Annotated in this window: 27 protein-coding genes; 18 read left to right on the top strand and 9 right to left on the bottom strand. The window is 72.6% G+C overall.

Annotated features, from left to right (window positions below; translation table 11 throughout):
- Positions 1–15 precede the first annotated feature (15 nt).
- Positions 16–375, top strand: coding sequence for a hypothetical protein (locus FL583_RS06455; protein ID WP_142703525.1), 360 nt, complete (start codon positions 16–18; stop codon positions 373–375).
- 186 nt (positions 376–561) lie between these two features.
- Here FL583_RS06455 and FL583_RS06450 read toward each other — a convergent pair whose 3' ends face one another.
- Positions 562–930, bottom strand: a complete 369-nt coding sequence (locus FL583_RS06450; protein WP_142703524.1) for a hypothetical protein — start codon at positions 928–930, stop codon at positions 562–564.
- Between the two features lie 103 nt (positions 931–1,033).
- A complete protein-coding gene (locus FL583_RS06445; RefSeq protein WP_142703523.1) occupies positions 1,034–1,831 on the bottom strand; it encodes an EI24 domain-containing protein in 798 nt (265 codons plus the stop codon).
- A 153-nt stretch (positions 1,832–1,984) separates the two neighbouring features.
- On the opposite strand from FL583_RS06445, the gene FL583_RS06440 reads away from it, so the two are divergent.
- Positions 1,985–3,232, top strand: coding sequence for a PucR family transcriptional regulator (locus tag FL583_RS06440; protein ID WP_142703522.1), 1,248 nt, complete (start codon positions 1,985–1,987; stop codon positions 3,230–3,232).
- Here the strand turns inward: FL583_RS06440 and FL583_RS06435 are convergent.
- Together FL583_RS06435 and FL583_RS06430 are read right to left on the bottom strand one after the other, a co-directional pair.
- The gene (locus tag FL583_RS06435; protein ID WP_142703521.1) at positions 3,199–3,978 is read right to left on the bottom strand and encodes an SGNH/GDSL hydrolase family protein; all 780 of its coding nucleotides are present in this window, start codon (positions 3,976–3,978) and stop codon (positions 3,199–3,201) included. The two genes, FL583_RS06440 and FL583_RS06435, sit on opposite strands and share 34 nt — an antisense overlap.
- A gap of 357 nt (positions 3,979–4,335) precedes the next feature.
- The gene (locus FL583_RS06430) at positions 4,336–5,175 is read right to left on the bottom strand and encodes a LysR family transcriptional regulator (RefSeq protein ID WP_142703520.1); all 840 of its coding nucleotides are present in this window, start codon (positions 5,173–5,175) and stop codon (positions 4,336–4,338) included.
- 96 nt (positions 5,176–5,271) lie between these two features.
- On the opposite strand from FL583_RS06430, the gene FL583_RS06425 reads away from it, so the two are divergent.
- Positions 5,272–5,988: an SDR family oxidoreductase gene (locus FL583_RS06425; protein WP_142703519.1), complete on the top strand. Its 717-nt coding sequence runs from the start codon at positions 5,272–5,274 to the stop codon at positions 5,986–5,988.
- Positions 5,989–6,078: 90 nt separating this feature from the next.
- The gene (locus FL583_RS06420) at positions 6,079–6,747 is read left to right on the top strand and encodes a cytochrome P450 family protein (protein ID WP_205751887.1); all 669 of its coding nucleotides are present in this window, start codon (positions 6,079–6,081) and stop codon (positions 6,745–6,747) included.
- Here FL583_RS06420 and FL583_RS06415 read toward each other — a convergent pair.
- On the bottom strand, positions 6,722–7,399 hold the full coding sequence (locus FL583_RS06415; protein WP_142703518.1) for a hypothetical protein: 678 nt from the start codon (positions 7,397–7,399) through the stop codon (positions 6,722–6,724). The genes FL583_RS06420 and FL583_RS06415 overlap by 26 nt on opposite strands.
- A 154-nt stretch (positions 7,400–7,553) precedes the next feature.
- Positions 7,554–7,919: a DoxX family protein gene (locus FL583_RS06410; protein ID WP_142703517.1), complete on the bottom strand. Its 366-nt coding sequence runs from the start codon at positions 7,917–7,919 to the stop codon at positions 7,554–7,556.
- 94 nt (positions 7,920–8,013) lie between these two features.
- Here FL583_RS06410 and FL583_RS06405 point away from each other — a divergent pair, with 94 nt between their 5' ends.
- The 3 genes from FL583_RS06405 (at position 8,014) to FL583_RS06395 (ending at position 10,411) form a co-directional block, all read left to right on the top strand.
- The gene (locus FL583_RS06405; protein WP_142703516.1) at positions 8,014–8,394 is read left to right on the top strand and encodes a winged helix-turn-helix transcriptional regulator; all 381 of its coding nucleotides are present in this window, start codon (positions 8,014–8,016) and stop codon (positions 8,392–8,394) included.
- 114 nt (positions 8,395–8,508) lie between these two features.
- The gene (locus tag FL583_RS06400; protein WP_142703515.1) at positions 8,509–9,453 is read left to right on the top strand and encodes an acyl-CoA desaturase; all 945 of its coding nucleotides are present in this window, start codon (positions 8,509–8,511) and stop codon (positions 9,451–9,453) included.
- A 34-nt stretch (positions 9,454–9,487) separates the two neighbouring features.
- On the top strand, positions 9,488–10,411 hold the full coding sequence (locus tag FL583_RS06395) for a MerR family transcriptional regulator (RefSeq protein WP_205751886.1): 924 nt from the start codon (positions 9,488–9,490) through the stop codon (positions 10,409–10,411).
- 219 nt (positions 10,412–10,630) lie between these two features.
- On the opposite strand, the gene FL583_RS06390 is transcribed toward FL583_RS06395, so the two are convergent.
- On the bottom strand, positions 10,631–10,993 hold the full coding sequence (locus FL583_RS06390; RefSeq protein ID WP_142703514.1) for a VOC family protein: 363 nt from the start codon (positions 10,991–10,993) through the stop codon (positions 10,631–10,633).
- Between the two features lie 103 nt (positions 10,994–11,096).
- Here FL583_RS06390 and helR point away from each other — a divergent pair, with 103 nt between their 5' ends.
- The 7 genes from helR (at position 11,097) to FL583_RS06355 (ending at position 16,331) form a co-directional block, all read left to right on the top strand.
- A complete protein-coding gene (helR, locus tag FL583_RS06385; protein WP_420843120.1) occupies positions 11,097–13,235 on the top strand; it encodes an RNA polymerase recycling motor ATPase HelR in 2,139 nt (712 codons plus the stop codon).
- On the top strand, positions 13,222–13,599 hold the full coding sequence (locus FL583_RS06380; RefSeq protein WP_142703512.1) for a hypothetical protein: 378 nt from the start codon (positions 13,222–13,224) through the stop codon (positions 13,597–13,599). The genes helR and FL583_RS06380 overlap by 14 nt, the downstream gene beginning before the upstream one ends.
- 2 nt (positions 13,600–13,601) lie before the next feature.
- On the top strand, positions 13,602–13,904 hold the full coding sequence (locus FL583_RS06375) for a hypothetical protein (protein WP_142703511.1): 303 nt from the start codon (positions 13,602–13,604) through the stop codon (positions 13,902–13,904).
- A 65-nt stretch (positions 13,905–13,969) separates the two neighbouring features.
- Entirely contained in the window at positions 13,970–14,479 is a 510-nt protein-coding gene (locus FL583_RS06370) for a SigE family RNA polymerase sigma factor (protein ID WP_142703510.1), read from the top strand.
- Between the two features lie 2 nt (positions 14,480–14,481).
- Positions 14,482–15,501, top strand: coding sequence for a hypothetical protein (locus FL583_RS06365; RefSeq protein WP_142703509.1), 1,020 nt, complete (start codon positions 14,482–14,484; stop codon positions 15,499–15,501).
- A 23-nt stretch (positions 15,502–15,524) separates the two neighbouring features.
- Positions 15,525–15,938 carry a pyridoxamine 5'-phosphate oxidase family protein gene (locus FL583_RS06360; RefSeq protein ID WP_142703508.1) on the top strand — a complete coding sequence of 138 codons (414 nt, stop codon included), beginning with the start codon at positions 15,525–15,527 and terminating at the stop codon, positions 15,936–15,938.
- A 36-nt stretch (positions 15,939–15,974) separates the two neighbouring features.
- Positions 15,975–16,331, top strand: coding sequence for a VOC family protein (locus FL583_RS06355; protein ID WP_142703507.1), 357 nt, complete (start codon positions 15,975–15,977; stop codon positions 16,329–16,331).
- A gap of 1,151 nt (positions 16,332–17,482) precedes the next feature.
- On the opposite strand, the gene FL583_RS06350 is transcribed toward FL583_RS06355, so the two are convergent.
- The gene (locus FL583_RS06350) at positions 17,483–18,439 is read right to left on the bottom strand and encodes a ribose-phosphate diphosphokinase (RefSeq protein WP_142703506.1); all 957 of its coding nucleotides are present in this window, start codon (positions 18,437–18,439) and stop codon (positions 17,483–17,485) included.
- Between the two features lie 74 nt (positions 18,440–18,513).
- Here FL583_RS06350 and FL583_RS06345 point away from each other — a divergent pair, with 74 nt between their 5' ends.
- Both FL583_RS06345 and FL583_RS06340 read left to right on the top strand, forming a co-directional pair.
- Positions 18,514–19,119: a DUF4232 domain-containing protein gene (locus FL583_RS06345; protein ID WP_142703505.1), complete on the top strand. Its 606-nt coding sequence runs from the start codon at positions 18,514–18,516 to the stop codon at positions 19,117–19,119.
- Positions 19,120–19,171: 52 nt separating this feature from the next.
- Positions 19,172–19,966 (top strand): ArsR/SmtB family transcription factor, encoded by a 795-nt coding sequence (locus FL583_RS06340; protein ID WP_142703504.1) that lies wholly within the window; start codon positions 19,172–19,174, stop codon positions 19,964–19,966.
- A gap of 36 nt (positions 19,967–20,002) precedes the next feature.
- Here FL583_RS06340 and FL583_RS06335 read toward each other — a convergent pair whose 3' ends face one another.
- Positions 20,003–20,392 (bottom strand): peptidoglycan-binding domain-containing protein, encoded by a 390-nt coding sequence (locus FL583_RS06335; protein WP_142703503.1) that lies wholly within the window; start codon positions 20,390–20,392, stop codon positions 20,003–20,005.
- A gap of 93 nt (positions 20,393–20,485) precedes the next feature.
- Between FL583_RS06335 and FL583_RS06330 the strand changes: the two genes are divergently transcribed.
- Together FL583_RS06330 and FL583_RS06325 are read left to right on the top strand one after the other, a co-directional pair.
- The gene (locus tag FL583_RS06330) at positions 20,486–21,265 is read left to right on the top strand and encodes a TIGR02452 family protein (RefSeq protein WP_240746594.1); all 780 of its coding nucleotides are present in this window, start codon (positions 20,486–20,488) and stop codon (positions 21,263–21,265) included.
- Positions 21,266–21,306: 41 nt separating this feature from the next.
- Entirely contained in the window at positions 21,307–22,428 is a 1,122-nt protein-coding gene (locus FL583_RS06325) for a serine hydrolase domain-containing protein (protein ID WP_142703501.1), read from the top strand.
- The last annotated feature ends 16 nt before the right edge of the window (positions 22,429–22,444 follow it).

Raw genomic sequence — 22,444 nt, 5'->3', positions numbered from 1 at the left:
GGCTACTCTGGCGCCGTGATCGAGATCGGGTCCCGAGCCCGCAGCCAGCCACCCCCGCCCTGGGTGGTCTTCGAAGCGCTCACGCACCCCGACCGCGACCCGGCCCGCCCCTGGCTCGCCCTTCTCGACGACGAGACCCGGCCCCGGATCCTCGACACGGACGAACCGACGCTCGTCGTCTGGTCCTCGCTCTGGGCGAAGCTGCCGAAAGTCCGGATCCGCTTCGATCTGGCTCCACGTGTCGACGGGGGCACGACCCTCCGCTGGACCGCCCTCTCCCCCGCCCTGGTCGACGATCAGGCCCTGGTCGGCCACGTCCGCAAACGGCTGAACCGCCTGATCAACGCCGACCTGCGCTTCACGTTCGGCCAGTGACCCCGACGTACGCCGTCGTCAGCCCGTTGCCCGGCACCACGCTGCGGATCCTCCCGTCAGCCGACTATCTGGCTCGACGCCGGGGCTCTCGCCGTCGGACCGGTGACCGCGCTGCGCGCGGTCGCGTCCCGGCTGCCGTTCCCGCTGCTCTGCGCCGATGCCGACGTCGGCCTGCCCGGCTCCGTACTACTCACTACGGACGCCGGGCCGGTCGGCGTGATCGGGCTGACCCATCCGGCGGTACACCGCTTCGCTCCGGCGACGGAGCCGGCGGCCGATCGGGCCGCGCGGGTGCGGCGGCTCGCGGGCGCGCTCCGCGCCGAGGGCGCCGGTCTCGTCGTCGCTCCTGCACGACGGCGTCGACTGGTGGCCCACCGAGCCCGGGCCGATCGCCTCCCGGTCGGAGCGCCCGGCCCGCAGTACGGCGCCGTGGGCCCGCGACGGCGATCTCGTCCTCGGCGGCCACACGCCCGGCGCCTGGACCGGGACGCTCCCCGGGGTCCCGGCCGGTGACCCGCACATCTTCGCCGCGATCACGCTGGTCGTCGACGTCACGATCGGGCCCGTCGTCCGCGGGCCGTTTCGCGTGCCGGCCGGACGTCCGCAGGAAACGACGCCGGCGGACGAGGCGCTGACCGAAGCGGTCGCGGAGTAGGGGTCAGTCGATCGGCTGGCCGTGGACCCGGCGGGTGAGGAGCGTCCCCCCGGCGATCGCGGCCGGGATCACGACGATGTTCGCGAACGGGATCAGCGACAGCGCGGCGACCGGGATCCCGAACCCGAGCGCCAGCGCCCGGTTCCGGCGCAGCACCCGGCGCCGCTCGGTCAGGAAGATCCCCCGCCGGTTGAACGGGATGCCGGTCAGGTCGGTGGTGAGCAGCCAGCCGCCGATGATCAGCCCCAGGATCGGCGCCAGCACCTGGCCGACGAACGGGATCAGCCCGACCAGCAGCACCGGGATCACCAGCACGACGAGCTGCGTCCCGATCACCCGGATCGAGTCCATCGCGTTCCGCGGCAGCGTGCGATACCAGGGCAGCTCGGGGAAGTCGTACGGCCCGAGGCGCCGCTCGATCTCCTCGGAGATCTTCTCGTAGAACGGGTCCCCGATGATCAGCGTCAGCGCGGTGTAGGTGACGACCGAGAGCCAGAGTGCCCCGATCACGATCGCCGCCTCGATCAGGAACCGCACCGCGCTCCGGGCGTCGTTCGACCACCCGTCGGCGAACCACCCGACGATGCCCTTGCCGATGTCGTCCAGAAACACCAACAGCACGACGAACGCGGCCAGCAGCACGACGAACGCGATCACCGCCGGGATCAGGCCGAGCAGCAGCAGCCCGGGGTACTTCCCGTACATCCCGAACCCGCGCCCGAGCAGGCGCAGCCCCCAGACGAACTCGGACCCGGCGCTCGGCCGAGTGGCGGGTGAGGAGGGTGGCATCCCGGCGGTCACGCGCCGCAGCCTAGTCGGCCGGAGGTTCGGGCTCGTTCAGCGCCCCTGACCGTCCATATTGCCACTACGTATCAGTAGCGTTACATTGAGTCGCCGGGCGGTCGGTTGGCCCCCTCTGCGACGGCTGAGCCGGGCCGGCAGGAGGTGATCGATGTGGTCGCCACGGATCAAGCGGAACACGTGGACTCCTCCGACCGCTCGATCGTCACCGCCGCCGCCCGCTCGCTGCTGATCGCGGTGCCGGAGCTGACCGACCGCCTCGTCAGCGAGTTCGCCCGGCGCGAGGGCGTGATCCTGGCCGCCGAGGTGCGCCGGACGCTCTCCGGGCTCTGCCGCTCCGGCCTCGAGGCCGCGATCGCCACGCTCGAGCGCCCCGACGGCGACCGGCCCGACCTGCGCGTCGCCCGCGACATCGGGTCGCTGTGGGCCGCGCGCGGCCTCCCGCTCGACTCGCTGCTCCGCCTCTACCGGCTCGCCGGCCAGGTCCTCTGGGAGAGCCTCCTGCAGGCGGTCGGCCCGGCCGGCGCGGGCACGCTCGCCTATCAGGTCGGCGGCGTCCTCCGCGGCATCGACCAGGAGTCGACCGCGGCCGCGTCCGCCTACCGGCAGACCGAGGGCCGGTTGCTGCCCCGCGGCCGGGCCCACGTCGCGTCGGCCATCGACGTGCTCCTGAGCGGACGTCCGGCGGACGCCGCCGCGGTCGAGGCGGCGGCCGATCTCCTCGACCTGCCGGGAGCCGGACGGTACGTCGTCGCGGTGCAGCGGCCCGGGGCTCCGCGGGCGCTGGCCGCCGCCTACGGACGCACCACCCACGGCGGGATGCGCTTCTCCTGGCGCCGGGGCCGGGACACCGATCGGGTCCTCGTCCTGCTCGGCGACGCGACCCTCGACGCGTTCGAGACCGTGCTGCGCCCGCTGGCCCAGCACGCGGTCGGGATCGGGCCGTGCGTCGGCCGGCTGACCGAGGTCGGCAAGAGCCTGCGCGGCGCCGAACTGGCCCTCCGCACGTGCACGGACCGGACGACGCCGGAGATCGCGCGGTTCGACCGGCGGTTGCCGCACGCGCTGGTGCTGGCCGAGCCCGATCTGGCCGACGACCTGGTCCGGGAGGTGCTCGGCGCGGTGCTGGCCCTCCCGACCCGTCACCGGGAGCCGCTGCTCGACACGCTCGAGGCCTGGCTGCGCTGCGAGGGCTCCGCGGTCGCGACCGCCCGGGCGCTGTACTGCCACCGCAACACCGTGCTGTACCGGCTGCGCCGTCTCCAGGAACTGACCGCGAGGTCGCTGGGCAGACCCAGCGACCTCGTCGATCTCGCTCTGGCGCTCTATGCGGTCCGGTCGGCTGTGGTCGGCGCGGCTGACGCGGCTCAGCCGATGATCGAGCGGACGAGCGGCGCGTAGCCGTTCGCGTAGCCGGCCCGGGTCGGGTGATAGCTGTCGGTCGCCGGGATCACGACCCAGCCGTTCGTGTACGGCGTCGCCGCGCAGATGTCGTGCCCCGACCAGTACGAGCCGGGGTCACCGTACGTGAAGCCGGCCGCCTGGGCGCGCGTCCGGATGACGCCGTCGAGGTTGTCGACGAGGCCGTTGAGGCCGGTCTCCTCGGCGAGCGTCACGCCGGGCGTGGCCGCGCAGGTGCGACCGGCGAACGGCTTCGGGTAGCCGAGCACGACGACCGTCGCGTTCGGAGCGTGGCTGCGGATCGCCGCGTAGGCGGCGTCGAGTTTCGCCGGCAGCTGGTTGGCGATCTGGGCGTTCGTCGAGGTGATCGTCGAGGCGCAGTTCCCCAGCGTGCAGCCCACGACCAGGTTGACGAACCCGATGTCGTTCCCGCCGATCGTGATCGTGACGTAGGTGGTGGCTGCGCTGAGGCTGTCGACCTGGGAGTTGATGACGTCCGTCGTCACCGCGCCCTGGCAGGCGGCGAACGTCAGAGCGGTATTCGGACGCTGCGCCGCGACCAGATAGGGGTAGGCGTAGGTGTTCCGGCCGCAGCCGAGGTTGAGGTTGCTGCTCGCGGCGCCGTTGCCGGCCGAGTACGAGTCGCCGAGAGCGACGTACCGGTCGGTTGCGGCCTGGGCGGGCGCGGCGCCGACCGCGATCAACGCGAGCACGGCGGCGATCAGTAGAGGAAGACGACGAAGCATGGCGGGACCTCCGATTCGAGAAGGCCGCCACGTCGACGCGATCGCGCGATTCGGTCTCCGAGGGGCGAAATCGACTCTCGGGGGGCGGGCTGGGTGCGTCAACGAGATCGGGGAAACGCTGTATCGAGCGCACGACCTGGATGGGTTCCGTCTCGTACCGGGCGAACAACTCCGGAGCGGCCGCGGCCCGCGCCGTGCGCGCGGGGCCGCCGCCGACCGGCGGTCGGTCAGGTTCGGGCCAGGGGCAACGGAAGGTGACTCAGCCGGCGGGAGTCGGCACCGCGGTGATGGGCGCCCGGCAACGAGCGCGAGCCACGCTGAGCACCTCCGGCGGCGGCGAGCCGTCCCCGGAAACCCTCACAGCCGGGTAGCGGCTCGCACCAGGGCGGCCACGGCCTGGGAGCGGCTGTGCGGCGGCCACGCGATCACGGTCGTGACCGGCGGAGCGTCCACCACCGGCACCGCCGCCAGGCCGTCGCGCAGGTGCAGGCGGGCCGACTCCGGGATCACCGCCGAGGCCCGGCCGAGCTCGATCAGCTGCACCATCTGCAGGTGCTCGTGCACCTCGGGGCCGGGGCCGGCCGGGTAGGTCCCGTCGCGCAGCGGCCAGCGGGCCGACGGCAGGCCGGGCAGCGCGCCGGCCTCGGCCAGGGTCATCGACGGCCGGGTCGCGGCCGGGTGACCCGACGGGACCAGCACGACCTGCCCCTCGGTCCGCAGCTCCTCGTAGTCGAACCCGGCCGTGTTGTCGAACGGACGGTGCAGCAGCGCGACGTCGGCCCGGCCGTCGCGCAGGTACGCCTCCTGCTCGCCGATCCCGCACAACTGCACGTCGACGGTCACCGCGCCGGGCTCGGCGGCGTACGCGTCGAGGAGTTTGGCCAGCAGCTCGCTGGACGCCCCGGCCTTCGACGCGAGCACGACGGCGGGCGAGCCGGGGGCGGCCCGGCGGGTCCGGCGCTCGGCCGCGGCCACCGCGTCGAGGGCGGCCAGCCCCTCGCGCAGCAGCACGGCCCCGGCCTCGGTCAGCGCCACGGCCCGGCTGGTGCGCTCGAACAGCGGCACCCCGAGACGCCGCTCGAGCTGCTGGATCGTCCGCGACAGCGGCGGCTGGGCGATCCCGAGTCGTTCCGCCGCCCGCCCGAAGTGCAGTTCCTCGGCCACCGCGACGAAATACCGCAGCTCGCGCGTCTCCATGCCGACCACGCTACCCGCGCATCGATACTCCAGAGGTATCGATCGCCACCCACACGGTGTTGGCCCCGCGCCGCCGGCCGGGGCCACGATCGGGACATGAACACCACGGCGCTGGTCACCGGCGCGAACAAGGGCATCGGGTACGAGATCGCGGCCGGGCTGGGCGCGCTCGGCTGGAGCGTCGGCGTCGGCGCCCGGGACGACGCGCGTCGCGAGGCCGCGGTCGAGAAGCTGCGGGCAGCCGGCGTCGACGCGTTCGGCGTCCCGCTCGACGTCACCGACGACGCGAGCGTCGCGGCGGCGGCCGCGCTGCTGGAGGAGCGCGGCGGACTGGACGTGCTGGTCAACAACGCGGGGATCACCGGTGGCTTCGGCCAGGAGCCGACGAAGGCCGACCCGGCGGTGATCCGGACCGTCGTGGAGACCAACATCATCGGCGTCGTGCGGGTCACCGACGCGCTGCTGCCGCTGCTGCGCCGCTCGGCGAAGCCGAGGATCGTGAACATGTCGAGCAGCGTCGGGTCGCTGACCCGGCAGACCGCCGACCAGGGCGACACCGGCCCGCTGAGCATGGCCTACGCGCCGTCGAAGACGTTCCTCAACGGGATCACGGTCCAGTACGCGAAGGCGCTGAAGGACACGAACATCCTGATCAATCTCGGCTGCCCGGGCTTCGTCGCGACCGACCTCAACGGTTTCCGCGGTGTCCGGACGCCCGAGCAGGGCGCGGCGATCGCGATCCGGCTCGCGACGCTCCCGGACGACGGCCCGACCGGCGGCTACTTCGAGGACGCCGGCCCGATTCCCTGGTGACCCCGGCCCGCGGACGCGCAGGTGGGCGGCGAGAGCGGCCGGGGGGATCGTTCGGCCCTGGGCGAACCGTCCGCGGGCTAGCGTCGCCGGATGCAGCAGCTTCCGGCCGAGGCCGTGCTCACCTCCCCCACGTTCGCGGTGCCGGGCGTGCCGCCCGGCGACCGCGGGGTGGGGTGGCTGCGGGCCTCGGTGGCCCGGTTCAGCTCCGGCGAGCCCCATCGCCGACGCCGGGCCCTGGTCGTCGACCTCCTGGCGACGGTTCCCCCGGACGCCCTCCGGTCAACCGAGTCCGACGACCATCCGGTCGCCACGCTGGCGCGGGCGCTCGGGCTGGACGTGCCGGTGGCGCTCGTCGCGGACGTAGCCCAGGCCTACCAGCCCGGCACCGGCGACGAGCCCCGAGCCGACGCGGCCGTCGACCGCCTGGTCGACATCCTGGGCGGCGACCACGACGAGGCCACCGCGGCCCGGATCGGCCTCCTGGTCCAGGCCTGCCAGGCCACGACGACGCTCATCGAGCGCGCCCGGACCAGGCCGATCGACGACGTCCTCCGCGACGACCCACCGGCCCCGACCACGAAGCGGGTCGCGCTGACCCCGACCCGGCTCGGCGACCTCACCGTCGACGCCGGCGAGGTCGTCCTCGTGGCCCTGGCCGACGGCCTGGCCTTCGGCGCCGGCGAACACCGCTGCCCCGGCCGAGCCCACGCCCTCGCCCTCGCGCACCGGGCCGCTACCTCAGGGCGACCCGAGTCGTGAAGACCGTGACCGAAGCGGCCGGCCTGGGCAGCCGCAGCGGCTCGCCTTTCTGCTTGTCGACCTGAGCGCGCAGAGCCAAATCCCGCCGCATCACGATCACGACGAGCGCCGCCGCCCGCCGCACCCCGGGAGCGCCCCAGCTCGGATCGACCCGCCCGGCCGTCCACCGCCGGGTGACGCCGTCGGACGCGCAGTCGCCCAGGATCCCGTCGCTGAGCAGCCAGTAGCCCGACCCGTCGGTGGCCCGGTACCCGATCACCGCGCTGTACTCCGGCGGCACCGTGCACGTACCGGTCGCGACGAACCCGTCGGTGTACTCACCGCCCTTCCGCTCCACGAGCGCGAAGGACTGTCCCGGCCGCGGCGTCGTGAACGTCGCCCGGCCGGCCGCCTCCGGCAACTGCCCCACCGCCGCCTCCGGCTCGCTGAGCGCGGCCGGCACCAGCGCGGCCACGATCGAGACGCCCAACACCCCCACCAGCAGCACCGACCGCCGCCGGAACCAGCGCGGCAACAGGTCGTACGTCGTCGCCGCGAGCAACGTCACGACGGCCAGGGCGAAGACGAGCCGGACCGGCCAGGGCCGATCCCAGATCCGCGTCAGCGGGGCCAGCGCGAACAACCCGATCATGACGCTGACCCGCTGGAGCACGGTGTAGACGGACGGTTCTCGCGGTAACGGCGCGGTGGACGGTCTCCGCGGCGACTGCTTACGTCTGAGCAACTGTCGGCCCCCCAGCGACGCGAGTAGTCGCGGATTGTAGTCGGCCGAGCGCTCTCCGCGCTGCCCCTCGAGGGACGAAGGGTCAGACGACCGACGTGGCCAGCCAGGCGGCCACCGCGGCCAAGGCCAGCAGCACCACGTTCAGCCCGATCACCTTCACCTCGCCGCGCAGTAAGTGCGTGACGATCCCCCCGGCCTGCACCAGCACCAGGCCGATCGCCGCCGCCACCGCGAGCCAGGCGGCGATCCCGGTCAGCGGCGGCAGGATCAGCCCGATCGCGCCGAGCACCTCCAGCACACCGATCGTCCGCGTCAGCGGCATCCCGACCTGGTCGACCCACCCCATCATCGGCCGCAGCTGATCCTGGCTCCGGAGCACCTTCTGCCCGCCCGCGTACAGGTAGAAGACCGCGAGCAGGCCGGCGACGATCCAGTAGGCGATTTCCATGGTGACCTCGTTAGTTACGATCAGTAAGTAGGCACATGATGCGTCACCACGAACCGGCCTGTAAAAGGCACACGCGTGTGCGCGAGGAGCACCGATGTCGGAGTACCAGCACACCTGCATGATCCGCGGCGACAACGGCCAGACGCTGCGCGCGATCCTCGACCAGATCTGCAACAAATGGACGCTGCTGATCGTCGTCACGCTCGACCAGGGCGCGGTGCGCTTCACCGACCTGCACCAGCAGATCCCGGGCATCTCCCAGCGCATGCTCACGCTGACGCTCCGGAACCTCGAACGCGACGGGCTGGTCTCGCGCACCGCCTACCCGGAAGCCCCACCCCGGGTCGAATACGCCCTCACTCCCACCGGCCAGAGCCTCATCCCTCCCGCCCTCGCGCTGGCCGGTTGGGCGATCGAGCACGTCCCCGGCATCGAGGCCAGCCGCGAGGCCTACCGGGCCCGAATCCCGAGGTAGACGCAACCCGCGCACTTCACGTGGTGGAATGCCGCCGTTCTACGGGTAGTCCTGCAATGGGGTTACGTTCCGGGCGTAGGTCCCGCGCCACTACCTACTGCGTAAGGGACGGCCGTGTCCACTGCTGTTGACGAAGAATCCGGCACGCCGCAGCGCGGGCCGAAGAGCCTGCTCGAGGGCCGACGACCGATTCCCGCCCACTTCACCGTGTACCTGTTCGTCATCCTGCCGTTCCTGGCCCTGCTGGCCGCCGTCCCGTTCGCCTGGGGCTGGGGCCTGAGCTGGGTCGACGTCGGGCTGGCGGTGTTCTTCTACGTCGTGACCTGTCTGGGGACGACGGTGGGCTACCACCGCTATTTCACCCACGGGTCGTTCAAAGCGAAACGACCGCTGCGGGTGGCGCTCGCGGTGGCCGGAAGCATGGCCGTGCAGGGGCCGGTCCGGCACTGGGTGGCCGACCACCGCAGGCACCACGCCTTTGCCGACAAGGAGGGCGACCCGCACTCGCCCTGGCTGTTCGGCACCTCACCGGTCGCGCTGGCCCGGGGCTTCTGGCACGCCCACCTGGGCTGGATCCTCGACCGGTCGCTGACCAACCAGCGGCGCTTCGCGCCCGACCTGATCGAGGACAAGGACATCCGGATCGTGCACCGGCTGTTCGGCCCGCTGACGATCGTGACGCTGGTGCTGCCGGCCGTGCTGGGCGGGCTGATCACCTGGTCGTGGTTCGGGGCGCTGACCGCGTTCTTCTGGGCCGGGCTGGTCCGGATCACGTTGCTGCACCACGTCACCTGGTCGGTGAACTCGGTCTGCCACATGATCGGCGAGCGGCCGTTCGCGGCCCGCGACAAGGCGACGAACTTCTGGCCACTGGCCATCCTGAGCATGGGTGAGGCCTGGCACAACCTGCACCACGCCGACCCGACCCAGGCCCGGCACGGCGTCCGCCGCGGCGAGATCGACATCTCGGCCCGGACGATCTGGCTCTTCGAGCGCTTCGGCTGGGCTTACGACGTCCGCTGGCCGACCGAGGCCCGGCTCGCGAAGATCCGGGCTTGAGTCTCCACCCACTGGAGGCGGCACGCTGGTCCGCGTGAAAGACCTGTACTCCATCGGTGAGCTGTCCGTGCGGACCGGTCTGCCGGTCCGCACGATCCGCTTCTATGCGGACGTCGGGGTGGTCCCGGAATCGGGCCGCACCCCGGCCGGGTACCGCCGTTACGACGACGGAGCGCTGGCCCGGCTCGAACTGGTCTGCGCGCTGCGTGAGCTGGGCCTCGACCTGGCGACGATCCGGCAGGTCGTGGAGCGACAGGTCGATCTCGCCGGCGTCGCGGCCGCCCACGCGGCCGCGGCGACAGCACAGATCCGGTTACTCCAGGCCCGTCGCGCGGTGCTCTCCCTGATCGCCGCGCGGGGCACCCAGCCCGCGGAGGTGTCCCTCTTGAACCGCCTCGCCCGTCTCTCCGCCGCCGAGCGGGAGCGCCTGCTGACCACGTTCATCGACGAGACGTTCGGCAACGTCGACGCCAACCCCGACTTCGTCGCGCTGATGCGGGCGTCGCTGCCGGAGTTGCCGGCCGAGCCGACCCCGCAGCAGCTCGACGACTGGGTCACGCTCGCCGAGCTGATCAACGACCCGGAGTTCCGGGCCAGCGCCCGGCGGGCCGCCGAGCACCAGGCGGCGAACCGCGAGGAGGGCCTGCACGGCGCGCTCACCGAGACCGTCCGCGCGACGGTCGAACGAGCCCTGGCCGACGGCGTCGACCCGGCCGCGGCCGACGCCGGGCCGATCGTCGACGAGATCGTCGCCGCATACACGGCCGAGTTCGGCGCGGTCGACTCGCCGGCCTACCGGGCCGCGCTGCGCACCCGGGTCGAGATCGGCGGCGACCCGCACGCCGAGCGGTATTTCCAGCTGGTCGCGCGGATCTCCGGGACACCGGAGATGCCGACCCTCCAACCGGTGGTCCGCTGGCTCACCACCGCGCTGGACGCCCACCCGCTCACGGCCTGACGCCCAGGCGGGCCTGCCCCGCCGCTCGAAGGAACGCCGGTCGGCAGGCCAGGCCACCAATGCCCGCCAAGGTGACCCCGACCGAGATCGCGATCGCCGGTCCGACGCGGTCGAGCGGCCCACCGGCGCAGCTCATCGAGCGCACCCAGCTCGTGACCGGCGGCGAGCGCGCGGGATGCCGCTACCGCCTGGCGGCGAGGACGCTGCCCAGCGACCGTCCTATCGGTGACCGATCGCTTGCAGGGCCCAGGAGTTGCCATCGGGATCGCGGAAGTAGACGAAGTTGCCCCAGGGCTGCGGGTCGACGTCGCTCGCCTCCACGCCGGCCGCGATCAACTGGGCCCGCGCCTCCTCGGCGTCGCCGACGACGACCTGGATCTCCTGGCTGCCGGGCGTCTTCTCGGTGATGCCCTCGCCGAGGACGATCGAGCACGCCGACCCCGGCGGGGTGAACTGCACGAACCGCAGCCCGGGACGCACGGCGTGATCGTGATCGGCGTGGAAACCGATCTTCTCGTAGAAGGCCTTGGCCCGGTCGACGTCGGTGACCGGCACGGGGATGAGTTCGATCTTCCAGTCCATGGCGCCGACGCTAGCGGCGAAGGAGGTCAGCTTCGTTCCCTCTTGAACGTATAGCAGAGGGGGGATCTTGCGGCAAGGCCCCGGTCAGCGCGCACACTCACTCATCGTGAGTTCTCCTTTCGCCCTTCCCGCGGCCCTCGCCGCCAAAGCCGACCCGGGCCTGATCGCCGACGACGAGAAGCATTTCGCGGCGATCGCGGAGAGCCTCGAGGCGACGATCGCCGACCTCGAAGCGCGTCTGGACGCCGAACGCCGGGCGCCCGGCGGCATCGGACAGACCGCCCTGGACCGCGACCTGGAGGTGCACCGGCTCACCGCCCGCCTCCGCACGATCCGTCGCTACGGCCTCGACCTGACGCTCGGCCGCATCGTCGACGAGTCCGGGCCGACCTACATCGGGCGCCTCGGCCTGACCGACCCGAACGGCCACCGGCTTCTCGTCGACTGGCGCACGGCCGCCGCCGAACCGTTCTTCGGCGCGACCCACGCCAACCCGATGGGCCTGGTCAGCCGCCGTCGCTACCGCTGGACCCGGGGCCGGATCAGCGACTACTGGGACGAGGTCTTCACGCCCGACGGGCTCGAGGGGCACGCCGCCCTCGACGACCAGTCGGCGTTCATCGCCAGCCTCGGCACGAACCGGTCGGCCCAGATGCGTGACGTGCTCGGCACGATCCAGGCCGACCAGGACGCGATCATCCGGGCCGGCTCCCGCGGCGCGCTGGTCGTCGACGGCGGGCCCGGCACCGGCAAGACCGTCGTCGCGCTGCACCGCACCGCGTACCTGCTCTACTCCGATCCGCGGCTCGGCTCCCGGCGGGGCGGCGTCCTCTTCGTCGGACCGCACCACCCCTACCTCGCCTACGTCGCCGACGTCCTCCCGAGCCTCGGCGAGGAGGACGTCCAGACCTGCACGCTGCGTGACCTCCTGCCCGAGGGCGCGTCCGCCGCACCTGAAGCCGACGCCGGAACGGCGCGCCTCAAGGCGTCCGCCAAATGGGTGAAGGCCGTGGACGCGGCCGTGCGGTTCTACGAGGAACCACCTACGGCGGTGACGCGGATCGCGGGCCTGTCGCTGACCGCCGACGACTGGCGGGAAGCGTTCGACGCGCCGGGACACGGCACTCCGCACAACGAGGCCCGGGAGGCGATCTGGGAGGAACTCGTCGAGATCCTGGTGGCCAAGCTCGACGACGAGGAGAAGGAGGACGACCTCCGGAAGACGCTGGCCCACCACCGGGACCTGCGGTCGACGCTCAACCGGGCCTGGCCGCTGCTGGACGCGGCCGATCTCGTCAGTGATCTGTGGTCGGTGCCCGCGTACCTGCGGCGCTGCGCACCCTGGCTGAGCCCGGACGAGGTCCGCACCCTGCAGCGGACGGACGCGAAAGCCTGGACGGTGGAGGACCTGCCGATCCTGGACGCAGCCCGGCAGCGGCTCGGGGACGCGTCCGCGGGCCGGCGTGACCGGCAGCGGCGGGCCGCGCTGGCCGCCCAGCGCGAGCGCATGGACCAGGTCGTCGACGACCTGGCTCGGTCCGACGACGAGTACGGGATGGGCCTGGTCTCGATGCTGCGGGTCGAGGACTTCGACGACGTGCTGGTCGACGACAGCGGGCTGCCGGTCGCCGATCCGGACGCGCTGGCCGGCCCGTTCGCGCACATCGTCGTCGACGAGGCCCAGGAACTGACCGACGCGGAGTGGCAGATGCTGCTGCTGCGGTGCCCGTCGCGGAGCTTCACGATCGTCGGCGACCGGGCCCAGGCCCGGCACGGGTTCGCCGAGTCGTGGGAGGAGCGGCTGCGCCGGATCGGGCTCGACCGCATCGAGCTGGCGTCGCTGACGATCAACTACCGGACGCCGGCCGAGGTCATGGCCGAGGCCGAGCCGGTGATCCGGGCCGCGCTGCCCGACGCGAACGTGCCGACGTCGATCCGCAGCAACGGGTTGCCGGTGGTGCACGGAATTCTGTCGGACCGGGATGCGATCGTCGAGGCGTGGTTGAGCTCGCATACCGAGGGGGTCGCGTGTGTGATCGGGGATCCGACATTCGAGGAGCGGCCGCGGGTCCGTTCGCTGACGCCGGAGCTGGCCAAGGGGCTGGAGTTCGACCTGGTCGTGCTGGTCGAGCCGGAGAAATTCGAGACCGCGGTCGACCGGTACGTGGCCATGACCCGGGCGACGCAGCAGCTCGTGATCCTTGTCGGGCGTTCGTACGATGTGGAGCATGACCACGGTTGAGACCCCAGTGAAGTCCCGGCGCGGATGGTTCGTCGCGGCTGCGCTCGTCGCGCTGCTGATCGTCGTGCTGGTCGTGCGCTGGGTGTCGTCCAACCTGACGGTCGGGAACTCCGTCGAGGCGCGGTCGTGTCACGGCGGCTACTGCCTCGAGGTCGTGCACCGGCCCGACTCGGGGCTGCTCGTCGCGCGCGACGAGATCCGGATCAACCACGACGGGTCGCCGCGGTACCTGTACGCGGCCAACCCGTTCCCCGGCGACGAGGTCTCGATCCGCTGGGCCGACGGCGGGGTGAGCGTCCGCGTCGCCGACGCCGGCCCGGTGCTCACCTGGGACTCCGCGACGCTGGCGTCGCTGGACGACTGACGATGGCAACCGTCGACGACGTCCACGAGCTCGCGCTCGCGATGCCGCACGTCACGGTCGACGGCGGCTCCGGGGACAACCCGGTCTACCAGGTCGGCGGGAAGTCGTTCGTGTTCTTCCGCAACCCGCGCCCGGACGCGGTCGACCCGGACTTCACCACCAAGCACTTCGACGGCCACCCGTCGGTGCTGGTCCGGGCCTCGCGCCTGGGTGAGCTGAGCCGGGAGGAACTCGTCGAGATCGTGCAGGACGCGTGGCTGTCCCGGGCGTCGGCCCGCCGGGCCGCGGCCTGGTTGAACCGGTAGGCAACCGAATCGCGGGCCGGGCGCCTCTGTCGAAAGGAGGGACGTCCGGCAGCGAAGGGGATGGCGTGGTCGACCCACGGGAACAGGCCTACCGCGAGTTCGCGCAGGGGCACCTGCCGGGCCTGCACCGGCTGGCGTACGTGCTGTGCCAGGACTGGCACCGCGCCGACGACCTGGTGCAGGGCGCGCTGCTCCAGCTCTACGTCCACTGGGACAAGGCGTCCGCCGCGACCGACCGGGCCGCCTACGCGCGGACCGTCCTCGTCCGGGTGTTCCTGAACGAGCGCCGGACCTCGTGGTCGCGAAGGGTCGTGCTCGTCGACTCGCCGCCGGAACTGGCCGGGGCTTCCCCGGAGGTCGAGGACTCGGTCACGCTGCGGACCGCGCTCGCCGCGCTGCCGCCGCGCCAGCGCGCGGTACTCGTCCTGCGGTTCTACACCGACCTGTCTGTCGACCAGACCGCCGACGCGCTGAGCTGCTCCCCCGGCACCGTGAAGAGCCAGACGTCCAAGGCCCTGGCGACCCTGCGCCGGGCCCTCCCGGAGAGCGAACACACGAATGGGCGGTGGAGCTGACCATGGACGAGACCCGCACCCGCGCTCTGCTGGCCGAGATCTCCGCCGATCCGGCGCCTCCGACCGGCGTCGACCTCGACCGCGTCGTCGCGCTCGGCCGCCGCCGGCGGCACCGGCCCCGGCAGTGGGTCGCGGCCGCGGCCGCAGCCGCCGTGGTGATCGTGACGGCGGTCGTGTTCTTCCGCCCGACCCCGGCCGACCGGCCGGCTCCGGTCGTGACCGCCCCGGTCGCTGCTCCCACTACCTTCAATCCCTTGCGGACGCTCATCGAGCCCGGTTGGTTGCCCCACGAGCTGACGCAGCGGATTCGGAACGTCACCCTTCAGCACGAGAACTACCTGGCGACGGGGCAGGGGTCCGAGGAGATCACGATCGACCTCGCCGTTCCCGGGGCGACGTCGCCGCTCTACGGGGGCGCGATCGCGTCGCCGGTCGCGGGGCCCGACGTCAACGGGGCGCCGTCGACCTGGACCGCCGGCTCGTCGCGGGGTGGGCCGGACAGCGGGTGGCTGACCTGGGATTGGGCGCCCGGCGCCACCGCCATCGTCCGGGTCCTGGGTTTCGACGACCCGCGCGCGATCGCCGTGCGGGTGGCGTCGTCGTTGCGGGTAGGCGGCGGGAAGCCGATGGCGATGCCGTTCACGGTGGCCCGTCCGGACGGGTTGGCGCTGATACAGAGCCGGATCGAGCACCTGGTGGGCGCCCCGCACGTGGGGATCGCGTTCAACGGCGAGCGGGGCGTCGCGCACGCGGTGTCGGTCGGCCTGGAGCCGGGCACACCCGCGGGTGACCTGCAGGAGAACGCCACCGTCGCCGGCCGGTCGGCGCGGGTCGACGCCGGCTCACTCGAGGTGAGGATCTCCCAGCACTCCGGATCGGAGGTGCTCACGGTCAGCTGTCAGGTCCGGAAGGGCAGCACGGTCGCGGCCGTGCGCGCGGAGTGTGAACGGGTGATCGGCTCGGTGCAGCGCGTCGGGACTTTCAACACCGAGTCGACGTGGAGCACGTCCCCGGTGCGGTGACGCGGTCGTCATAGGGTGGGCGGGTGTTCCGCGACGACGATCTGGCCCTGCTCACCCGTCCGCTCTACGCGTTCCTGACCGTGGCCCCGAAGGCGGACCGCTGGCCCGCGCCGCGTCCGGTGTGGTTCGAGGTCACCGACGGCGGCGACCTGCAGATGTTCTCGGTCCAGGGCGCGCCGAAGCTCGCCCGCCTCCGAGAGCAGCCCCGGGCGTCGGTCGTCGTCGCGTCGCCGACCGGGGAGCCGGAGCGCTGGGTCGCGGCCGAGGGCCCGGTCACGCTCCACGATGACGGCGGCCTCGAGCTGGCGACGCGCCTGGCCGGGCGCTACTACGGCCCGCTCGACGCCGACCAGCAGAAGCTCCTCGACGACTGGCGCGAGACCGGCGTCGTCCGGATCGTCCTGCGCCCGGAGAAGGTCAGCCGCTTCGCGATCTGAGCGGGTTTTGTCGGGGGTGGGTGGTAGCAAGTCGGCATGGCTATCGCACGCTTTCCGAGCCTGGTGCTCGACTGCGCCGATCCGGGCGCGCTCGCGACGTTCTACGGCACGATGCTCGACTGGAAGGTCGAGACGTCTCCCGGCTGGGCCGAGATTCGCGCCGAGTACGGGCAGGTCATCTCGTTCCAGCAGGTCGAGAACTACCGGCCGCCGCAGTGGCCGGGGCAGGACGTTCCTCAGCAGATGCACCTGGATGTGATCGTCGACGATCTCGACGGGGGCGAGGCGGCGGTAGTGGCGCTGGGTGCGACCAAACACGACCATCAGCCCGGCGAGACGTTCCGCGTCTTCCTCGACCCAGCCGGCCACCCGTTCTGCCTCTGCGTCAGCTGACGCGGGGGCCGGAGTCGCGCCGGGGCCGGGCCGGGGGCCGGGCTGCGGGGCCCGGGGGCCGGGCCGCGGGGGCCGGGGGTGAGGCCGGGGGCCGGGCCGCAGGGCCGGGCCGCGGGGCCGGGGTCGGGCCGCGGGGCCGGCGGTAAGGCCGGGGCCGGGGCGGCCGGCCAAGGATGGAAGCCGGGCCGAGGCCAAGGGCCGGGGCCGGGCGGGGGCCAGGGCCAGGGATGGAAGCCGGCCCAGGCAGAATGCCGAGGGCTGATGGCCGGGCCACGCGGAGGCCAGGGCCATACGGAGGCCGAGGCCGCGTGGAGGCCGAGGCCGCGCGGAGGCCGAGGCCGCGCGGAGGCCGAGGCCGCGCGGAGGCCGAGGCCGCGCGGAGGCCGAGGGCTGGCCGCGATGCTGCCGGACGGTCGGCTCTACGCGCGCAACGCGTCGACCAGTGGCTTCAGCCCGACCGCGTTCTCCGCGACGGCGCCCGAGGTGCTCCCCGCAGCGCTGCGCACCGCGTTGCGGTCGCTGGCCGATGCCCAATGGCCGAGCGGACAACGTGAAGCCGGATGGCCTGCCCGCCGCCCCAGCGGCCCCGCCGACCCGCTGCCCCACCGACCCCGCTGCCCTACGCCCCACCGGCCTCAGCGCCCCCACCCAACCCCACTGTCTCAACAGCCTCGCCGACCCCGATCGCCTCAGCTGTTCCACGAGCTGTCCCGGCCTCAGCAGTCCCGCTGAGCCCTCGGACCCCAGTGGACCGGTCTGTCCCAACGGCTTCAGCCGCCCCCGGCTGCCTCGCTGGCCTCAGCGCCCTCTACCCCGCCGGCCTCAGCGCACTCCTGCCCCGCTGGCCTCGGGCACCCCGGTCCCACCGGCCTCAGACGCCCGCCGACCTCGCTGGTCTCAGGCACCCCCGGCCCTGCCGGCCTCGGGATCCCCTGCCGCCCTGGCCTCAGGGGCCACGCCGACCTCGCTGGCCTCATCCGCCCCCGGCCCCGCCGACCTCAAGCACCTCCTGCCCCGTCGGCCTCGGGCACACCGCCGACCTCGCTGGCCTCAGCGGCCCCACCGGCCCCACCGGCGCCGAGGGCGCTCGCCGGCAAAGCCGGCACCCGCACCCGCACCCGCCCCCGCCCCCGCACCGAACATCCCGCGCCTCAGTCCACCGTCCCAGGCACATCGAACAACGCACTAACCGACTCCCCATCATGAATCCGCCGCATCGCCTCGGCCAGCGCCGGCGCGATCGACAGCACCCTCAACTTCTCGATCCGATCCGACACCGGAATCGGCACCGTATCGGTGCAAACGATCTCCACGACATCAGGCTGATCACCGAGCCGCTTCAGCGCACCGGCCGCGAACAACCCGTGCGTACACGCGAGCCGCACCGAACGCGCACCCAACTCACGCAACCGGTCGAGCAGCTCGAGCACCGTGCTGCCCTTCGCGATCTCGTCGTCCAGCACGATGATGTCCCGCCCGGCGACGTCGCCGATCACCGAGCTGATCGACACCCGATCGTCGGCGAACCGCTGCTTGGCGCCGGCCGCTACCGGGACGCCTAGCCGGCGGGCGAACCGGGCCGCCTCCTTGGCGTTGCCGAGGTCGGGCGACACGACGGTGGTGTTCGAGAGGTCGTACTGGGCGAAATACCCGGCCAGCTCGCGCAGCGCATGGAGGTGATCGACCGGCACGCTGAAGAACCCGTGCACCTGGGGCGAGTGGAGCGTCATCGTGAGGATCCGGCTCGCACCCGCGGCGACCAGCAGGTCCGCGACCAGCCGGCCGCCGATCGAGATCCGCGGGGTGTCCTTCTTGTCGGACCGCGCGTAGGCGTAGTGCGGCAGGACGACCGTGGTGCGGGCCGCCGACGCGCCGCGCGCGGCGTCGATCATCATCAGTAGTTCGACGAGGTGCTCCTGCACCGGCCGCACCAGCGGTTGGACGAGGAACACGTCGCGTTCCCGGCAGTTGCCCTGCAACTGCACTTCGAGACAGTCGTTGGCGAACCGGTCGACGCGGACCGGCAGCAGTGGGGTGTCGAGGTACTCGCAGATGGCGGCCGCGAGGCCGGGGTGGGCACTACCGCTGAAGACAGCGATCTCCCGCACGAAACGCTCCAGGTCAGAGGCAACGTCAGCACCCGAAGACTAGCGGTTGCGCACAGTGAATAGCGTCCGTAGACATGGGACCCCGCCTCCGCGTTCTCGCCGCCGCGGCGGCGCTGCTCGCCGCGGTCACCGCCTGCACCTCCTCGCACTCCACCACCCGCCGCACGGTTCGCCGCCACGCGGAGGCCGAGCACGCCTACCCGGTCCCGTCGGTCACCACTCCGGTCCCGTCGGACTCCCCGTCCGGACCGCCGCCGTCGAAGCTGCCCGACCCCGAGTGCGCGGCCGGAAACGTCGACGTGCAGATGCCCGAACCCGAGGGCGCCAGCGGCAACGCGGTCGCCACGCTCGTGATCACCGCCGAGTCCCACACCTGCACGCTGACCGGCTACCCGACCCTGACCCTGGTCAACGGCAACGACAAGTGGAAGACGACCACGGCGAGGCAGCCCGGCACCGAACCGCCGGCGACCATCCGGCTCGCCCCGCACCAGAAGGCGTTCGCCTACCTGGAGTGGGCCCGGATCGGCGGTAACGGCGACGAATGCGTCGTGCGCCCGACCCGCCTGCTGGTCGGGCTCCCGAACCACGGCGGCGACGTCCCGGTCTGGTGGCCCACCGGCACGACCGGCTCGATCTGCGGGAACCGCGTGTTCACGTCCCCGTTCGAGCGCGGTTGACCTTGACACGCAACCTCCCGGTTCCCTAACTTAGGCAACCGGGAGGTTACCCATGGACGATCCGGTCTTCAAAGCGCTCGCCGACCCGTCCCGCCGGCTGCTCCTCGACCGGCTGAACGAGCGCAACGGCCAGAGCCTGCGCGAGCTCTGCGCCGATCTCGACCTGACCCGTCAGGCGGTCAGCAAGCACCTCGCGGTGCTCGAGGCGGCCGGCCTCATCCGCGTCGCGCGGCACGGCCGCGAAAAACTGCACTATCTGGACGCCGGCCCGATCACCGCGATCGCCGACCGCTGGATCACCCGCTACCACCGCCCGCACGCGCGCGCCCTCGCCGACCTCGAAAACGCATTGGAGAACCCGATGGGCAGCACCGAATTCGTGTACACGACCTACATCCGGACGACGCCCGAGCGGCTGTGGAAAGCGCTGCAGGATCCCGGGTTCACCCGGGCCTACTGGGGCGTGGAGTTCCGCACCGACTGGACGCCGGACGCGCCCATGACCTGGGCAGAGAAGGGCACCGTCACCGAGCACCCCGACCAGCGCGTCCTCGTCGCCGAGCCGTACCGGCGCCTCTCGTACACCTGGCACACGTTCACGCCCGAGTGGGCGCAGGCGATGGGCGTCGACGAGCAGACCCGCGCGACGATCGCCGCCGAACCCCGCTCGACGGTCACGTTCGACCTCGAGCCGGCCGAGGACGGCGTCGTGAAGCTGACCGTGGTCCACGGCGACCTCGACGCCGACGGCCTGCTGCCCGACATGCTCCGCGGTGGCTGGTCCCGTCTGCTCTCCGACCTCAAGACTCTGCTGGAGACCGGCCGGGTACTGGCCGAGGCGAAGTAGGGCCGGCGGCCCCGGTGAGCCGCCGGCCGGGCCGCTCTAGTAGTAGCTCGAGTTACGGAGCCAGGGCCAGGTGTTCTTGCCGACCTTGCCGTCCTCGGTCAGGCCGGCGTGGTGGTCCCGGTTCATCTTCTTCTGGAATGCCAGGGCCGCGGCCCGCGAGTTCGAGCCGAACACCCCGTCGATCGTGCCGGGGTTGAAGCCCTTGTAGCGCAGGATGCACTGGGCCTCGATCCCGGCATCGGACACCCCGGTGCTCGACGGCTGGATCGTGTTGCCGGTGTAGTAACCGGCGTACACGGTGCCGTTCGCCGACTCGACCATGTCGCACTGGTATGCGGCCGACGCCGTGGTCGCCGGGGCCAGGGCCAGGCCGGCACCGAGCGCCAACGCGGACACTGCCAGGGCAATAGGCTTGCGTAACGTCATACGGGCTCCTCTTCTGTTCGGAACGGTCGCGAGCCCGCAACGCCTCCGCTCGGCGGGCGCGCCACCGTTCTCAAGTGGACAATGGAGACCTTAGTGACGCGGGAGACCCGCCGGGCGATCGCCCAGGAAACCGTCGAGATCATCGAGCGAGGCGGATACGGCGACGTACGGCTCACCGAGGCGGTCGAGCGGGCGGTGGCCGGTACGCGTCTCCACCTCCCCGACGATCCGCTGCCCGCGCCGGACGGCGGCGGTGACCCCGAGATCCAGGTGACGAACGAGACCTCGCTCGCCGCCGCCCGCCGGGGCGGCGTCCCCATGGCCTGTCTGAACTTCGCCTCGGCGCGGAGCCCGGGCGGGGGCTTTCTCAACGGCGCGGAAGCGCAGGAGGAGAGCCTGGCGCGCGCGTCCGCGCTCTACCCCTGCCTGCGCGCGGCGGACGCGTACTACGAGTACCACCGCGCGCACCGCGACCCGATGTACACCGACCGCGTGATCTACTCCCCCGCGGTCCCGGTCTTCCGCGACGACGAGGGCAACCTGCTTCCCGAGCCGTACCCGGTGTCGTTCCTGACCGCCGCCGCACCCAACCGGACGGCGCTGGACCCCGACCGGTGGCCCGAGGTCCCCGCCGTGCTGGCCCGCCGCGCGGACCGCGTCCTCGCGGTCGCGGCCGCGCACGGCCATCGCCACCTCGTGCTCGGCGCCTGGGGGTGCGGCGTGTTCGGCAACGACCCCGCCGTCGTGGCGCAGGTCTTCGCGGCCGCGCTGCGCCGCGGTCCGCGCTTCGACCAGGTCGTGTTCGCGGTCCTCGACCGCGCTCCCGGCACCCCTACGTACACGGCTTTCGCGGACGTCTTCCCGCGCGCATAAATCGATGGCCGGACGGACCGACCCGCCCTACATTCCCGGGCATGGGCGAGATCCGAGGCTCCTTCGACCCGCGATTCCGCGCGGTCCACGACGCGCTCGGCGCGCTGCTCGACGGCGGTGACGTCGGCGTGGCCGCGGCCGTGTACGTGGGTGGCGAACCGGTCGCCGACCTCTGGGGGGGACACACCGACGCCGCCCGCACGACGCCCTGGCAGCGCGACACGATCGTCAACACCTGGTCGACGACGAAGACGATGACCGCGCTGTGCGCGCTGGTCCTCGCCGACCGCGGCGAGTTGGACCTGGACGACCCGGTCGCCGCCCACTGGCCCGAGTTCGCGGCCGCGGGCAAGGAGAAGGTGCTGGTCCGGCACCTGCTCGGACACACCGCCGGCCTGCCGACGTTCGCCGAGCCGCTCACCGTCGAGGACCTGTACGACTGGGGCCTCGTCACCGACCGGCTGGCCGCGCAGGCCCCGGCCTGGGAGCCCGGCACGCTGGGCGGGTACCACGCGGTGACGTACGGGTACCTGATCGGCGAGGTCGTCCGCCGGCTGACCGGACGGACCCTCGGGACGTTCTTCGCCGAGGAGATCGCCGGGCCGCTCGGCGCGGACTTCTTCATCGGATCACCGGCGTCGGAGGACGTCCGGGTCGCGCAGGTGATCCCGCCGGACGGGCCGCCGCCGTCTCCGGACGACCCGGACCCGCGCAACCGCCCGGGCAATCCGACGATCGATCCGGCCGTCGCGAACACGACCGCCTGGCGACGGGCCGAGATCCCGGCGGCGAACGGGCAGGGGAACGCCCGCTCGGTGGCCGCGGTGCAGTCGGTGGTGGCCGGGGGCGGGACGGCACGCGGGGTCCGGCTGCTGTCGGCGGCCACCTGCGAGCGGGTGTTCGAGGAGCAGTACCAGGGGCCGGATCAGGTGCTCGGGATCCCGATGCGGTGGGGCATCGGGTACGCGCTCGATTCCGGGATGCTGCCGAACCCGCGGACGTGTTTCTGGGGAGGGTGGGGCGGATCGCTCGTCCTGGCCGACCTGGACGCGGACCTGACCGTGGCCGTCGTGGTGAACCGGATGATGGCGCCGTCGGAGGGGGGCGACACGCGGGCGCTGACCGTCCTGATGGCCGCGTACGAGGGCCTCGCGGCCGGCTGACCGGCCGTTCGGGGCG

This window comes from Cryptosporangium phraense, from assembly GCF_006912135.1.
Taxonomy (GTDB): domain Bacteria; phylum Actinomycetota; class Actinomycetes; order Mycobacteriales; family Cryptosporangiaceae; genus Cryptosporangium; species Cryptosporangium phraense.
The sequence above is the reverse complement of the archived record's forward strand: the minus strand, read 5'-3'. Positions and strand labels throughout refer to the sequence as shown.